We start from the raw sequence: 15,587 nt of genomic DNA on the forward strand, positions 1-15,587 counted from the left end.
GAAATGGTATTACTTGCATTTGAAAATGTCTCAAAATCATACGGCAGCACACCTGCTTTAGAACACATCAATTTTGAAATTGAAGCTGGAAAAATTATCGGCTTACTTGGTCCAAATGGCTCTGGAAAAACAACCATGATAAAACTAATCAATGGACTGCTTCAACCCAATGACGGAAAAATCCTCATCAATGGACTTCAACCGTCTTCAGAAACCAAGAAAATCGTATCTTATTTACCAGATACGACTTACCTAAATGAAAATATGAAAGTCAAAGATGCTTTGCAGTATTTTCAATCTTTCTATGCAGACTTTGAGATAGAGCGTGCACAGGCACTCTTGCAAGATCTTCATATTGACGAAAATTTGACATTCAAAAAATTGTCTAAAGGAAACAAGGAAAAAGTTCAGTTGATTTTAGTCATGAGCCGCCAAGCCAAACTGTATGTTCTGGATGAACCTATTGGAGGGGTTGACCCAGCAGCGCGGGACTACATTCTAAAGACGATTATCAACAATTACTCACCTAGCGCTTCCGTTCTCATTTCAACACATTTGATTTCAGATATTGAACCAATCCTAGATGAAATCATCTTTATTGATAATGGCAAGATTGTTCGACAAGGGAATGTAGATGATATTCGCTATGAGTCTGGTGAATCTATTGACCAGCTCTTCCGCCAAGAATTTAAGGCTTAGAACAAAGGAGATTGACTATGTTTTGGAATTTATTAAAATACGAATTTAAAAATGTGAACAAGTGGTATTTAGGATTATATGGAATCGTACTCTTTCTATCTATTAGTATTGGACTTTGGCTAAGACATTTTGCAAATGGAAGGAACTTTTTCTACAGTTTGCAGTCTTCTACTAATGAAGCAGGGAGTATGACAAGTACTTTCTTCGGTTTTACAATGCTGATTTTCTCAGGTCTCCTTGTGGCACTTGCAATTTCAACACTCTTTCTGATTATTCGTCGCTTTAAAAATAGTGTTTATGAAAGAGAAGGATATCTAACACTCACTTTACCAGTTAATGAGCATCAAATTATTCTCTCAAAATTACTCGGTGCTGTTATATGGACGATTCTTAGCACACTTGCATTATTTCTTAGCTTTGGAATCATTGTTCTTATCGTAGGGGTAGCTTCTCATACACAATTTGAAATGGGAACAGTTCTACAATTATTCGGCAAGCACTTTTGGGAAATTGCTAGTGAACTATTGAAATCACTTGGATACTATCTTGTAGCCCTTATTCCAAATATCCTATTGATTTATCTTTCTATCTCTATTGGTCAACTTTTCCAAGACCACCGCGCCGCTATAGCCTTTCTGGCCTATTTTGGAATTCAATTTGCTCTGATTATCGCTGCTAATCTATATGTTTCAGCCTTCCCGTCGCTTTCAACTTCTTTAGGTAGTGTGAGCGGAGTCATAGCCTATCTTCTTTTAGGGCTTATCTACTATGCCGGAACATATTATATCCTTAAAAACAAAGTGAATTTGCAGTAGGTAACACAAGCTGATAGCAATACTTATATAAACAATAAAGTCATGAGATCCATCTTACTCATGACTTTTTTATTATGCGACTTTCAGTCCGTCTCGCAGCCTTCGGTGCGAGACAAATAAATAGTTCATCTAAAATTTAGTTTGAAAATTCATCTTTTTCTATCAGATAATCATAAATTTCCTGCACCGTTCCTAGAGCCATAAGCTCCTGCTCTTTGACTGTTTTCTTCAGTTCTTGATAAATATGGCTGTTTTCAATAGCCTTTTTTTCTGCTTTTTTGTTTACCTGCATCACTCCATCTTGAATTGTCACAAAGTTCAGCTCTTCAAATATCTGAATCATCTTGATGAGTAGAATTGGGTCAATCTTGAGATAAGCTGCTAGTTCTTTGAGCTTATAACGAATGTCAAACTCTGGAAACTGATAAATTGTTTTATAGAGTTTTGCAAACTGGTCTCTCGTTCCGAAACCTGTCAGATAATAAGGCTGAGCAATCTCATTTTTAAAGTAAATTGCTTCAAAATGTCCTTGCTGAATGATTGCTTTGAGCTGATTTAGGCGTTCAGGCAAGTCATACACGACAATTGCTCTGCTCTTTTCCAAATTAGGCATTTCTTCTGAAAAACGCAGGACGGGCACATTTTCAGGCAAAGGAGCATTTTTACCTCGGATATTAAAGAGCTGAATCCCATTGACCCTAGCATCCACCAGCATAAGCTGGAGACTAGTTTGACCATTCCATTTATTGACTGACAGAGTAACCGCCAGCTCTAAATTTTTAGTTTGGGAAAATTCTGTCGCAAGATCACCCAGACCAAAAGCCACTACCTCAAAAACTGCGTCATCCTGAGAAACTTTCAGCTTAAGGTGAGTATTTCCCGCCCCCATGGTGCGGGCATTTTCAACCTTAAAATCTTTCAAATAAAAAACAGGCTTTTTATTGTCCATGCCAAAAGGAGCTAACTTTTCAAAGTTTTTGAGGGTCTCTAGTGTCAAATCTGGCAAGGATAATTCCTCATCCAAAAAAAGCTCATTCTTAGTAGACAAATCCAGCTTGTTGTCCTCAATATATGCTACCAAAACCTGACTGAGAGCTTCTAACTTGCTGACCTCTAGAGTCATACCAGCTGCTCCTGCATGCCCACCAAAAGCCACAAATAAATCTCGATGAGGATCTAACGCTTCAAAAATATCAACTGCTTCAATACTGCGGGCGCTGCCTTTTGCCAAATCATTTTCAATATTCAAGACAATAACTGGCTGGTGTAATTCTTCCAAAAACCGACCTGCCACAATTCCCAAAACGCCTGGATTCCAACCTTTGCCGGCTAGAACCTGAACAGGTTTATTGGGATCAACCATGGTTTTTGCTTCATCATAGATCTTCTGAACAATTTCTTTGCGCTCTTCATTTTTCTGGTTAATCATCAGGGCAATGTCACGCGCTTCTTCTTCATCAAAGCCCGTCAGAAGTTCAATAGCAGGATTTGGATCATCAAGCCGACCTAGAGCATTGAGCCTAGGGGCTATCTGAAAACCAACCGTTTCTTCATCCACTTCATTTTCCTGAATACCTGCAATCTTAAAAAGCTCCTGCAAGCCGATTCGTTGAGTATTTTTCAAAATGGATAAGCCATATTTGACCAGAATGCGATTTTCATCTGTTAGGCTGACCATATCTGCTATAGTTCCAATAGCGACTAAATCTAGCAACTCTACTTGTACTTCCTCTAAAAGAGCAGTCGCTAGCTTAAAAGCTACACCGCAACCAGCTAAATGCTGAAAAGGATAATCAGCTTCCGGATGTTCTGGGTGAATAATTGCATAAGCATCAGGAAGTACCTCTGGCATAGAATGGTGATCCGTCACAATGACATCCACTCCCATAGACTGAGCCAGTTCGATTGCTTCATGTCCTGCAACGCCATTATCCACTGTAACGATGAGTGAAATTCCCTGATTTTCAATAAAATACTTGTAAACACTGGCATTAGGACCGTAACCGTCTGTAAATCGATTGGGCAAATAGACCTGACACTCTGCTCCAAGTTGTTCTAGTGCTTCTTTAACAATAGAAGCCGAAGTCATTCCATCCGCATCGTAATCTCCATAAATCAAGATTTGTTCATCATTTTCAATCGCTTGACGAATGCGCGTCACTGCCTTATCCATATCATGCAATTCATAAGGATCGTACAGCTGGTCCAAACTAGGTTCTAGAAAATCTCGCAGCGCTTCTTCTGTCTGGATCCCTCTCTGGTAGACCAGATTAGCTACCGAAGCCTCCAAGCCAAGTTTTTTAGCTTTTTTAATAAAACCCTCATCTGAAAAATTTGTGGCAATCTGCCAATCATATTTTGATGTAATCATGCTTTTATCTTTCTGTTGCAATATAACATCTATTATAACACGAAAAGACTAGCTTTCACTAGCCCAAACCTCCAATTTTATACACATACATTTACCTAATAGCCTTTTAACCTATATAGATCAAACCTGTGCAATTCAAATCTGACAATGCTCGAAATCCTAAAGAGTGATAAAAAGCTAAATTTTTATCTGATTGCTCTGTTGCTAGCTGAATCTGGTAAACATCTGCAAACGTCTCCAGCGTTTGTCGAACCAATTCTCGACCGATACCTTGGCGCTAATAAGACGGTAAAACTGACAAATCCTGAATGAAAACACTAGAAAATCCGTCTCCGACTGCTCGAAGGAGACCAACTAGCTGTTCTCCATCATAGGCTGATACAGTAAATAGTGAGTGCTGAAATGCTTGTTCTAACATATCTGACCGTTCTGTATAGTTGGTCCAGCTAACAGATTGATAAAGCGGAAGCAAGTCTTCAATTGCAATTTGTCTATTTGCAAAGTAACGAATCATTCTTGTCTCCTTTTTGCAGCCAAATGTGCTGAAAAGCCGCAATGTCCCGATAAGGAGACTGTTGGCAAACTACAAGCTCTACCTCCAGCATCTTTTCTCGCCAGTCATTAGCAGTCTTCACTGCATTGTCTTGCAGACCATAGAAAATTCGGATTCCTTGATAGTCCTGAACAGTCAGTTCAGTGTCAGCTTTTTGTAATAAGTCTGCTATTTCATAATAGGTTGCTTGCCCCATTGTATGTGATTGATAGGACTTACCTGATAATAAATCCAATGCTAAATTTGTATCATTTGCAAACACAACCGTCTGCATGATTCGCCCCACTTCATTGTGCTTGATGAGAGAAATCTGTCCGCCTTTTTTCAGCAATCTGCTAAATTCAGCTAGGTAAAGAGCTGGTTCATCCACATACTCCAGAACATTGTGGCAAATGATCAGGTCAAAACGAGCACTTGGAATTTCCTTCAACAATTCCAGACTGCCTTGTAGTTGATGATAATGAAAATTCTTCTTCCGCTCTGCAACCATCTCGTCATTTGGTTCTATGGCTGTTACCTGATTGTTTTGTGCTAAAAAATTCGCCACCAGACCAAAACCACTACCGAAATCCAGTACTTCCTTGTTTTTTATATGTGCTAGCTGAGAAAAGAGAATATCATAATAAAGCTTACCCCAAGGTTGGTTTAAAAATTCTTTGTAAGCTGTCACATCCATAAAATTCTCCTACTTATAATTAAACATTTTACTAGCTAGTTTATCACCAATATTTGGAAAAAGCGTATAAAGTTTGTGGGCTGCTTTCAGAGCGAAAGGCATCGTCAGCTCCCGTTTCTTCTTTCCAAAATTATCCACAATTTGCTTAGCAACAACATCCGCTTCTAAAATATACTTATCAACTGCCTTAACATAACTACCGTCAGGGTCAGCTTTGTCAAAGAAAGCCGTCTTAATTGGTCCCGGATTAACGGTGGTCACATAGACATTGTATGGCATGAGCTCTAAGCGCAAAGCATTAGAAAAGCCAATTCCAGCAAACTTGGTAGCTGAGTAAAGACTGGATTTGGCACTGGCAATCAGCCCAGCTGTACTAACAAGATTGACAATATGCCCATGACCCGCTTGCTTCATCCGCTCTCCGAAAAGACGAGACAAGTTCATGAGAGCAAATGTATTGACCTCAAACATGGCATGAATATCCTCGTTGCTAATCTTGTCAAATTCCTCAAAAATCCCATAACCAGCATTGTTGACTAGAACATCCACCTGAGCATACTTCTGGTAAATTTCTTCAGTAAAAGCTTCTAAAGCTTTGTAATCCGTAATATCCAACTCAACGAATTCGCAATGCGCATGATTTGAATAAAGTTTTGTTAATTTTTCTTGACTGCGTCCCACTAAAATCAGCTGGTCATTTGGCAACAACTTCACCATTTCCTGAGCCACACCGCCACTAGCCCCTGTAATAACGATTGTTCGCATGTGTTCTCCTTATTTTTCTTCTAAAAAATCCGTTTGATTTTCAACCTCAAAAACAAGCGTTTTTGTATTCAATAGACTAATGCTGCAATGTTTAACGTGGAATAGATTGCTTTTATTCGTCCATTCTATCTGGTTCACTAAATGATAGATAATGTTGATCACTCCACCGTGTGTGACCACAATTTGTGTCTCATCTGAATCGTCATTTTCCTGCAAGAAGCGTTGAAACCAAGTTTTTATCCGTTGATAAAATTCTCTCGGACTTTCTCCATTTGGATAATGCTCGTCCATCGCAAGACTTCTAAAATAAAGACGAGGAAATTTTTGATCAGCTTCACTATTTAACATTCCTGCTAAATCACCATTATTCATTTCTCGTAAGTTGCTTTCTTTTTCCAACGACAGTTGAAGTGTCTCTGCTAAAATTGTTGCAGTTGTCTCAGCTCTTTTTAAATCACTCGTAATAATTTTCGTAAAATGGTAGTCTTCTTTGTGTCGCTCTAAGTAATCCGCTAACATTTTTGCTTCCCTTTTTCCCTCAGGAAGCAAATCGAGCTGACTCCAGCCACCTCTGTGTTGATCAGAATCTTTCCCATGTCTGACAAATAATAGATTCATGAATTCCTTTCCTCTAGCTGATTCTCGCTAAAATTTCATAGTTCTACTTCTTCTAAATCCTTGACTAAGTGAACATTTTTAAAAATGGAACTGGCATCTCTGCGCATTTGACCTATATCTTTTGATAGAAAGCGTGCGCTAATATGATTGAGAAGGAGGCGCTTGACACCAGCTTCTCTAGCAATTTCTGCTGCTTGCATATTGGTAGAGTGTCCGTGATTCTTGGCGATTTTTTCGTCACCTTTACCATAAGTGGACTCATGTACCAAGACGTCTGCATTAACAGCAAGCCGCACACTGGCATGCGTTTTACGCGTATCTCCCAGAATAGTAATGATCTTGCCAGGTCGCGGAGCTGAAATGTAATCTGCTGCTATAATTTTCGTCCCGTCTTCTAGCACTACGTCTTCCCCATTTTTTACCTTACCAAAGAGAGGACCAAAAGGAAGCCCCGCAGCTTTTAACTTCTCTGCATCCAAGGTTCCCTCTAAGTCTTTCTGCATAATGCGGTAACCCACACAAAAAATGCTATGATCTAGTTTCTCTGCATAAACTGTAAATTTATCGGTTTCTAAAATTTTTCCTAAGTGTTTTTCGTCAAATTCGTGAAAATGAATCCGATAAGGCAGGCGCGAACCCGACACTCGCAGACTCGTCATGACAAAATTTTTAATGCCAATCGGTCCATATATTTCAATATCTGTTTGCTCTTCATTAGCTTGAAATGATCGAGTGGATAAAAAGCCCGGTAGACCAAAAATATGATCCCCATGCAAATGAGTGATAAAAATCTTTCTAATCTTTCTAGGACGAATCGTCGTCTCTAAAATGCGATTCTGGGTTCCTTCACCGCAATCAAACATCCAGATTTCATTGATTTCATCCAATAATTTCAAAACCAGACTGGATACATTGCGAGCCTTAGACGGCTGACCTGCTCCTGTACCTAAAAATTGTAGTTGCATATTATTCTCTCTATTTTTCCTTAATATAAATCATAGCAGAGCGATTCTGCGAGCGATAGTAAAGCTGACCAGAATAGTCTTGAGCCAACTGGTTTAGCTCTTCCTGATTGTACCCTTCCAGTTTCAGGCGACCATCTGCTAGCTTATAAAGATCTGTCAGAGCAGAGAGCGGCTGCTTTTGCACTACTTCTTCAGAAATAGCTGGCATCATCCGAATGACATTTTCTTCTTCATAAACCAAATAGTGAGGAAAAATCTGAGCAATTTCAAAAAGCAGATCAGACTGAATTACCTCTGGACATTCTGGAAAAATCAAACCAATCCCATCTTCGTTTTCAAAGCAGAAACCATAAGACTTACCTGAAAGATTCAGGCGGATAAAAGGTTTTTCCTCATCAAAACTAGGGTGGTCATTAAAAAGGGCTAATTCTTTACTTAATTCTAAAAAATAATCCATTGCAGCTTCCGGACTCTTTTTTTGATAGAGTTCCGAAAAATACGCATTGATAACGCTAGGCGGTGGCGTGATAAAAGTCATTTTTTGCGAATCGGACAACTTGTCCAAAACCTTTCCTAGATAAACACGGTCTAAGCTCGTGAAACCGCCATATTTAAGTGCTAAATTGATATAATTAGTCATAAAATTCTTCTAATCTCCATTTATTCTTTTCTGCTATATAGCCAGAAATTGTTTCACTTTCTTCCAGATACTCTCTCTTGTCAATGATTGCCAGACTTTCCAATTCATGTAACTTATAAGCCTTGCTAGGACTAACCTTGATACGAAAAGGGACAAAGAGTTCTCTCATCTTATTCAACAGAGCATTCTGCAAAATTGCTCTGCTATTTTCATTTTTCGCCGAAATCAGGACATAGGGAGTTAAGGTTAGAGTAAAATTCTCTACTTTGTCTGCTTTATTATAGAGGGTCAAGCGAGGAATATCTAGCATATCCAAGTCCTTCATAATAGCCAAGACTGTTTTTTCATGTTCTTCGTGGTTAGGGTCGCTGGCGTCAATCACATGAACTAAAAGGTCCACATTTTTACTCTCTTCCAAAGTGGATTTGAAGCTAGATACTAGCTCGGTCGGTAAGTCTTGAATAAAGCCGACTGTATCCGTCAGTGTCACATTCAGCCTACCTGTCAAATTGATGCTTTTTGTTGTCGCATCTAAAGTGGCAAAAAGCTCGTCCGCTTCATATTGACTCTTGTTGGTCAAGGCATTCATAATCGTAGACTTTCCAGCATTAGTGTAACCAATCAGACCGATTTTAAAAACACTAGAATCCAGACGTTTCTCTCGCACAGTTGCGCGGTTTTTCTCTACAATTTTGAGTTGGCGCTCAATATCATGAATCTGATTGCGAACACTACGACGATTGAGTTCCAACTGACTTTCACCAGGACCACGGGAACCAATTCCCCCAGCCTGACGGCTGAGCATAATCCCCTGCCCGACCAAGCGAGGCAAGAGATATTTGAGTTGAGCCAAGTGAACTTGAAGTTTTCCTTCATGACTTCTAGCCCGCATAGCAAAAATATCCAAAACCAATTGCATGCGGTCAATAACCTTGACCCTTAAAATTTCTTCCAAATTGATATTCTGGCGAGGTGTCAGACGATTATTGACAATGACAGTTGAAATCTCATCTGCTTCTACCATACGCTTGATTTCTTCTAATTTTCCAGCACCAACAAAAGTCTTGCTGTCATACTTCTCTCGTTTCTGAGTGTAAGAGGAAACCACCTGAGCGCCAGCAGTCTTGGCTAAACTGGCTAATTCTTCCATAGACATAGAGAAGTTTTCTATTCCCTGCAATTCTACTCCGATGAGGATCACTCGTTCCTGCTGTTTTTCTGTTTCAATCATTCAAAAATTCCTCTATATCCTGCATAATCCGCTCTTTGACATTCGGCTCTGAAACCTGATAAAAAGTAGCATTCATGCGATTTCTGAACCAAGTTAGCTGACGTTTAGCAAAGCGGCGAGTATTTTGTTTAAGTTTATTGATAGCTTCCTCTAAGGTCAACTCCCCAGCAAAGTAGGGGAAAAGTTCCTTGTAGCCAATTCCTTTGCTGGATTGGACATGTGGATAGTTGTCATAAAGCCACTTTGCCTCTTCTAAAAGGCCAGCCTTCAGCATTAGATCTACTCGCTGATTGATACGCTCATAGAGAACTTCTCGGTCATCGTCCAGACAAATCAGCAGGGCTTCATAGTCAGGCTGTTTGTTTTCAAGTTCATTCCCCAAATGAGCAATTTCCAGCGCTCGCATAGCCCGCCTGCGGTTAATCTGGGGAATTTCCAATCCCAGCTCTGCTATTTTGCCAAATAATTCCTCATCAGCCAAGGTATCTAGTTCAGCTCGATAGGCTAAAATATCCTCATGAGAAGCTGACCCCCCCAGATGATAGCCCTCCAGCAAACTTTGAATGTAAAGCCCCGTTCCGCCTGCAATAATCGGCAGTTTTCCTTTTGCTACAATCATCTCAACAGCAGCCTCGGCTTCTTTTACAAAGTCAAAGGCCGAATAAAACTCGGTCACTTCCCGAACATCTATCAAATAATGAGGAATCCCCTCCTGCTCATCTGGAGTGACTTTAGCCGTTCCGATGTTCAGTTTTCTATACACTTGCTGACTATCACCGCTAATAATCTCCCCGTTGAAACGTTTTGCGAGGTCTATACTGAGAGCTGTTTTTCCGACAGCAGTTGGTCCTACAATTACAATTATCTTGGTTTTCATCTTTTCCCTTGAAAAAAATTTAATTTTTCGTTACTATATATTATAACATAAATAAAGTTCAGAAAAGGAGAAATCTCATGGCTAAAGGATTTGTTAAAGGTGTTGTAACTGGCGTAGCTGGTACTGTTGCTGCCGTTGCAGGTGCAGTTTATACATTCAAGAAAAAAGTGATTGAACCTGAAGAAAAGAAAGCAGCTTTCATCGAAGAAAACCGTAAAAAAGCAGCTCGCAAACGTGTATCACATTAAAAATCATTCATTTCATATAAAAACTCCAATAGATAACTCACTAGAAAAATGAGTATCTGTTGGAGTTTTTTTGTAAAACATTTTTCTCATACTACAACGGTCAGTTTTTTATTCATACCGCAAGGATTCAATCGGATCCAATTTAGAAGCCTTATTAGCTGGCAAAATACCGAAAACAATCCCGATAGTTGCAGAAAAGAGCACACTTCCGACAGCAGATACCGTCGTAATGGTTGGAGGAGCTCCGAAAAATGCATCCAAACTATGACCGATAGATGCCACGATAAGAGCTGCTAAAGCAAGCCCAATCAAACCGCCAATCGCTGTCAACACCATTGACTCAATGACAAATTGCATCAAGATATTGCCACGGGTTGCTCCAAGGGCTTTTCGAAGACCGATTTCACGGGTTCGTTCTGTCACTGATACAAGCATAATATTCATAACACCAATACCACCAACGAGAAGTGCTATCCCGGCAATCGCTCCAAAAACCACTTGCACAATGGCAACCTGACTTTGGATAGCAGCCAATTGACTGGCTTGATCAAACATCTGGTACTCGCCTTCTCTCACACCAGACAATTTTGTCATCAAGCGCGCAGCTGCACTTCCGTCTTTCAACACATCATCTAATTTTTTAACATGTACCACGACATTCATAATCTCAGCAACATTGTATTCAGCTGCTAACTGAGTGTTAGCCATTAATAAATTTCCGTTGTTCATATTGGCTAAGCGATTTCGCGTTTCATTCGGATCTTTATAAACCCCAATCACACGGTAATTATTAGATCCCAGCTGGACAATCTGATTGAGCGCCTTATCTGCACCTCCAAAAAGAATATCAGCTAGTTTCGTATCCAGTAATACAACTCTTGCAAATGTTTGATAATCATTTGATTTCAATGTCCGTCCTGCAACGATTTGGTATTTCTTTACCGTAAAGTAAGTGGAATTGATACCCGTTATAGGAATATTATCCGCCTTCTTCTTACCATAATTTACTGTAGCGGTTGTGTTATTTGTAACATAATAATTGTCAATTCCGTTAATATCATTAACCGCTTGCTTGACCCAAACTTCTTGGATTTGAGGCTCTTCTTCTGTCGAAACTGTCTCATCACCATTTCCACTTTCAGCATCATCACGCATCTCTTGATACGTCATAACACCGTCACCGTTTTTACTTCTCTTGTGTGAGTAAAATAAGGAAACATCTTGCTGGGCACCACCTAGAACATCTGTGAAAGCATTTGACATACCACTTCCTAGAGCCACAATAACCACAACAGACATAACACCAATGATAATGCCCAACATCGTTAAGAAAGAGCGCATTTTATGCCCCATAATGGAGTTGATTGCAAATTTCCAATTCTGCATCATGCTTCTCCTTTCTTACTGTCTGACGAGATGACACCGTCTCGAATAACGATTTGTCGTTTTGCAAAGGCTGCAATCTCAAGCTCATGAGTGACCATGATAATGGTTTTTCCTTCACGATTTAACTCCGTCAGCAATTCCATAATTTGCTCACCCGTCTTGGTATCCAAGGCTCCCGTCGGCTCATCTGCTAAGATAATGGAGGGATGATTGACCAAGGCACGCGCAATAGCCACTCGTTGCTTTTGACCACCAGAAAGTTCTGACGGCAAATGGTACATCCGCTTTTCCAACTCAACTTTTTTAAGATATTGCTCTGCTAAAGCTTTCCGTTTGGATTGAGAAACCCCTGCATAAATCAAAGGAAGTTCTACATTTTGAAGAGCATTTAATTTTGACAAGAGGAAGAATTGTTGGAAAACGAAGCCAATCTGCTGATTACGCACTTTGGCTAGCTTTTTCTCACTGAGCTTGGCAACTTCTTCACCTTCCAAGTAATATTCGCCACTCGTTGGGCGATCCAGCATACCAATGATATTCATCAAGGTTGACTTTCCTGAGCCAGAAGGCCCCATAATCGCAACAAATTCACCTTCTTCAACTTCTAAATGAACATCTTTCAAAACTTGAAGCTCCTGATCTCCATTGCGATAACTTTTGCTAACATTTTTTAAATCAATGAGTTTCTTCATACGATTTCACCTCTTGACCGTCTTTCAAGCTATCTGTTGGATTGGTGATAACTTTACTATCTTTTGTCAAACCAGATGAGATTTCTTGATTTTTAGCATCTGCATTTCCTAGTGTCACTTGCACTTTTTTTGCAGTTCCTTTTTCTAATGTCCAAACATAGTTTTTATTGTTTTCAGAAACAACGCTGCTGACCGGCACTAGAATCCCTCTTGTATTGTTTTTTACTTCAACATTGACGGAAAATCCTTGCTTCAAATCACCAATTTCACTTGTAATATCTACTGTATAGGGGTATTTTGCTCCTGAATTTGCAGTGCCTGCACCAGCTGCCGCTGCATTTTGACTGTCTTTTGGATAATTTGAGATATAGCTGATTTTCCCAGTCCATTTCTTATCTGGATAGACCTTGGACGTAATCGTCACTTCTTGCCCAACTGAAAGATTTGCTAGATTATACTCTGATAGCTCTCCCTTTACTTGAAGGTTGCCGTTATTGACAATATGAACGAGTGTTTGATTAGTACCTGTCGTAGACTTAGAAACATCACGATTGACTTCTACTACAGTTCCATTATTTGTACTGGTGACAGTCGTTGCATCTAGTAATGCCTGTGCTTTATTGACATTGTCCACAGCATCTGCGCGACTGTCCTGCAAATCGTTTAATTGAGAATCCACCGAACGTTGTGCAGACGCAGTTGTTTTATTATCTGTAGCCGCATCACCCGTCACATCAACAGTTGTTCCATACGTTTTCAAATCATAAATTTGGCGATCAATCTTGTTTAAAGCACGAACAGCAGTATCATATGTAGCTTGTGCTTCAACACTCTTGTATTGAACTAAGGCTTGTCCGGCTGTAACTTGATCTCCAACATTTACAAGAACATTATCCAAATCGCCCTTTGTCCCGTCATAGTAGACATATTGCTCATTGTTAGCCGCAACATTTCCTGACAGCAAAGCAGATGAAGCAACTGACCCTTCTTTTGCTTTCTGCACTTGAATCGTTTCTTCTTTATCTTTATCAGCAGTACTATTACCATTAAACAATAACATCGTACCTATCGCTCCTAAAACGACAACCACAGTTACACCAATCAAGCTGTACAACTGCCACTTTTTCAATTTTTTCATCTCTTTCTCCTCCTGATGAAAACGGTCTATTTTTTATATTATAACACATACGATTAAAAATAAAATAGCATCTATAAGAAATCCTTTACTCTTTTAACATCCGTCTACCTTCTTTCTAGTTATTTCATATTGTATTAAATATATAATACAATAATACAATTGAATAATCAAGCCTTTTATCAATTTTTGTAGCAGATTTTTGCAATCATTTTCCAAAAACGTTACAATGATTTCATACTATAGATAAAAGGAGACTCGTATGAGAATATTTGACATCATTGCTATTGGGGGCGGTAGCGGAGGAATTGCAACCATGAATCGTGCTGGAGAACACGGTGCAAAAGCTGCCGTTATTGAAGAAAAGAAATTAGGAGGCACCTGTGTCAACGTCGGCTGTGTTCCTAAAAAAATCATGTGGTATGGTGCCCAAATCGCTGAAGCCATTCAAGATTACGGACCAGACTATGGTTTTATTTCGGATAATCAGCAGTTTGATTTTAAGATGCTTCGGAAAAATCGCGAAGCCTATATTGATCGTGCCCGCAATTCTTACAATAATAGTTTCAATAGAAATGGCGTCGAGCTGATTGAAGGTCGCGCTAAATTCATAGACCGTCATACGGTTGAAGTCAACGGCGAGCTTATCCAAGCCAAGCACATTGTCATCGCAACTGGTGCTCACCCTCATATTCCAGCAGTATCCGGAGCAGAATTCGGTGAAACCTCTGACGATGTTTTTGCATGGGAAGAACTCCCTCAATCCGTTGCCATTCTTGGTGCCGGCTATATTGCAGTTGAACTAGCTGGACTTCTTCATGCTCTGGGTGTAAAAACAGACCTTTTCGTTCGTCGAGATCGTCCTCTCCGCAACTTTGATTCTTATATCATTGATGGTCTTGTGGAAGAAATGAAGAAATCAGGTCCTACTCTACATACTCACAAAATACCAGAAAAGCTTGAAAAACTTGAAAACGGATCGATTCGCATTACCTTTGAGGACGGAACGAGCCACACCGCTCAACACGTCATCTGGGCAACTGGGCGAACTGCAAACACCAAAGGGTTGAATTTAGAGGCGGCTGGTGTTACCCTAAATTCTCGTGGCTTTATAGCAGTTGACGAATTTCAAAATACAGCAACACCGGGGATTTATGCTCTAGGAGATGTTACAGGCGAAAAAGAATTAACCCCTGTTGCTATCAAAGCAGGTCGTACCTTAGCCGAGCGCTTATTTAATGGAAAAACTGAAGCTAAAATGGATTATTCTAACATTCCAACTGTTGTCTTCTCTCATCCAGCGATTGGAACCGTTGGCTTGACTGAAGAACAGGCAATCCAACAATATGGAGCAGAAAATCTCCATATTTATACCTCTAGTTTCACCTCCATGTATTCAGCTGTCACCCAACACCGACAACAAGCTAAGTTCAAGCTCATTACAACTGGGCCAGATGAGAAAGTCATCGGTCTCCACGCTATTGGCTATGGTGTTGATGAAATGATTCAAGGTTTTGCCGTTGCTATTAAAATGGGAGCTACCAAGGCAGATTTTGATGCGACTGTCGCCATTCACCCAACCGGTTCAGAAGAGTTTGTCACCATGCGCTGAGCGTCATGAATATCTTACTCCCCGAATTTTTCCAACTTTATCTCAATAGTCAGAATTGCAACCAGCGCTTCTGACTATTTTAGTTTACACGATAACTTCTTCTCATTCCATAACTTATTCTTTCATTTTATCCGCTAGGAAGTGGGACTCTTCCGGTCTTGAAAAACGAATGAAGAGCTCAATCACCTACTGCGTTATTCGTTTATTACTAAATCTGATAGAAGCTGGGACACTTTTTGCCTAGCCTCTCCTTTTTCCTGTGATTTTTTAGTTGATAAAGATGCAAATTTTGTTATGATAATCT

Annotated in this window: 15 protein-coding genes and 1 pseudogene; 4 read left to right on the forward strand and 12 right to left on the reverse strand. The window is 39.8% G+C overall.

From position 1 onward, the window contains the following. Positions 1–3: 3 nt before the first annotated feature. Together ABKA15_RS05345 and ABKA15_RS05350 are read left to right on the forward strand one after the other, a co-directional pair. Positions 4–699 carry an ABC transporter ATP-binding protein gene (locus ABKA15_RS05345; protein WP_049512144.1) on the forward strand — a complete coding sequence of 232 codons (696 nt, stop codon included), beginning with the start codon at positions 4–6 and terminating at the stop codon, positions 697–699. 17 nt (positions 700–716) lie between these two features. Beyond that, the gene (locus ABKA15_RS05350) at positions 717–1,514 is read left to right on the forward strand and encodes an ABC transporter ATP-binding protein (protein WP_186832690.1); all 798 of its coding nucleotides are present in this window, start codon (positions 717–719) and stop codon (positions 1,512–1,514) included. 136 nt (positions 1,515–1,650) lie between these two features. Here the strand turns inward: ABKA15_RS05350 and recJ are convergent, their stop codons facing one another. From recJ to miaA, 9 genes and pseudogenes are all read right to left on the reverse strand, one after another. After that, the gene (gene recJ / locus ABKA15_RS05355) at positions 1,651–3,885 is read right to left on the reverse strand and encodes a single-stranded-DNA-specific exonuclease RecJ (RefSeq protein WP_106388403.1); all 2,235 of its coding nucleotides are present in this window, start codon (positions 3,883–3,885) and stop codon (positions 1,651–1,653) included. Between the two features lie 106 nt (positions 3,886–3,991). Then, positions 3,992–4,399 (reverse strand): annotated as a pseudogene (locus ABKA15_RS05360) (GNAT family N-acetyltransferase). Beyond that, on the reverse strand, positions 4,377–5,114 hold the full coding sequence (locus ABKA15_RS05365) for a class I SAM-dependent methyltransferase (RefSeq protein ID WP_049512139.1): 738 nt from the start codon (positions 5,112–5,114) through the stop codon (positions 4,377–4,379). Before ABKA15_RS05365 ends, ABKA15_RS05360 begins: the two are co-directional and overlap by 23 nt. Positions 5,115–5,123: 9 nt before the next feature. Continuing rightward, positions 5,124–5,879, reverse strand: coding sequence for an SDR family oxidoreductase (locus ABKA15_RS05370; protein ID WP_186832691.1), 756 nt, complete (start codon positions 5,877–5,879; stop codon positions 5,124–5,126). Between the two features lie 9 nt (positions 5,880–5,888). Beyond that, complete coding sequence (locus ABKA15_RS05375) at positions 5,889–6,497, reverse strand: histidine phosphatase family protein (RefSeq protein ID WP_186832692.1); 609 nt, start codon at positions 6,495–6,497, stop codon at positions 5,889–5,891. Between the two features lie 35 nt (positions 6,498–6,532). Beyond that, positions 6,533–7,462: a ribonuclease Z gene (rnz, locus tag ABKA15_RS05380; protein WP_186832693.1), complete on the reverse strand. Its 930-nt coding sequence runs from the start codon at positions 7,460–7,462 to the stop codon at positions 6,533–6,535. 10 nt (positions 7,463–7,472) lie between these two features. Then, complete coding sequence (locus tag ABKA15_RS05385; protein WP_186832694.1) at positions 7,473–8,102, reverse strand: cystathionine beta-lyase; 630 nt, start codon at positions 8,100–8,102, stop codon at positions 7,473–7,475. Further along, entirely contained in the window at positions 8,095–9,333 is a 1,239-nt protein-coding gene (gene hflX / locus ABKA15_RS05390; protein ID WP_049512126.1) for a GTPase HflX, read from the reverse strand. The genes ABKA15_RS05385 and hflX overlap by 8 nt, the downstream gene beginning before the upstream one ends. Further along, complete coding sequence (gene miaA, locus ABKA15_RS05395) at positions 9,326–10,210, reverse strand: tRNA (adenosine(37)-N6)-dimethylallyltransferase MiaA (protein WP_049512125.1); 885 nt, start codon at positions 10,208–10,210, stop codon at positions 9,326–9,328. The genes hflX and miaA overlap by 8 nt, the downstream gene beginning before the upstream one ends. Before the next feature lie 77 nt (positions 10,211–10,287). On the opposite strand from miaA, the gene ABKA15_RS05400 reads away from it, so the two are divergent. Next, positions 10,288–10,458: a DUF3042 family protein gene (locus tag ABKA15_RS05400; RefSeq protein ID WP_003024081.1), complete on the forward strand. Its 171-nt coding sequence runs from the start codon at positions 10,288–10,290 to the stop codon at positions 10,456–10,458. 108 nt (positions 10,459–10,566) lie between these two features. Here ABKA15_RS05400 and ABKA15_RS05405 read toward each other — a convergent pair whose 3' ends face one another. Genes ABKA15_RS05405 through ABKA15_RS05415 form a run of 3 tightly spaced genes read right to left on the reverse strand, consistent with a single transcriptional unit; the run spans position 10,567 to position 13,674 of the window. Further along, on the reverse strand, positions 10,567–11,844 hold the full coding sequence (locus tag ABKA15_RS05405; protein WP_049512124.1) for an ABC transporter permease: 1,278 nt from the start codon (positions 11,842–11,844) through the stop codon (positions 10,567–10,569). After that, the gene (locus ABKA15_RS05410; RefSeq protein WP_049512122.1) at positions 11,844–12,536 is read right to left on the reverse strand and encodes an ABC transporter ATP-binding protein; all 693 of its coding nucleotides are present in this window, start codon (positions 12,534–12,536) and stop codon (positions 11,844–11,846) included. The genes ABKA15_RS05405 and ABKA15_RS05410 overlap by 1 nt, the downstream gene beginning before the upstream one ends. After that, a complete protein-coding gene (locus ABKA15_RS05415) occupies positions 12,520–13,674 on the reverse strand; it encodes an efflux RND transporter periplasmic adaptor subunit (RefSeq protein WP_049512120.1) in 1,155 nt (384 codons plus the stop codon). The genes ABKA15_RS05410 and ABKA15_RS05415 overlap by 17 nt, the downstream gene beginning before the upstream one ends. A 259-nt stretch (positions 13,675–13,933) precedes the next feature. Here ABKA15_RS05415 and gorA point away from each other — a divergent pair, with 259 nt between their 5' ends. Further along, a complete protein-coding gene (gene gorA / locus ABKA15_RS05420) occupies positions 13,934–15,283 on the forward strand; it encodes a glutathione-disulfide reductase (protein WP_049512118.1) in 1,350 nt (449 codons plus the stop codon). The last annotated feature ends 304 nt before the right edge of the window (positions 15,284–15,587 follow it).

The organism is Streptococcus sp. KHUD_010 (assembly GCF_040207525.1).
GTDB lineage: Bacteria > Bacillota > Bacilli > Lactobacillales > Streptococcaceae > Streptococcus > Streptococcus hominis.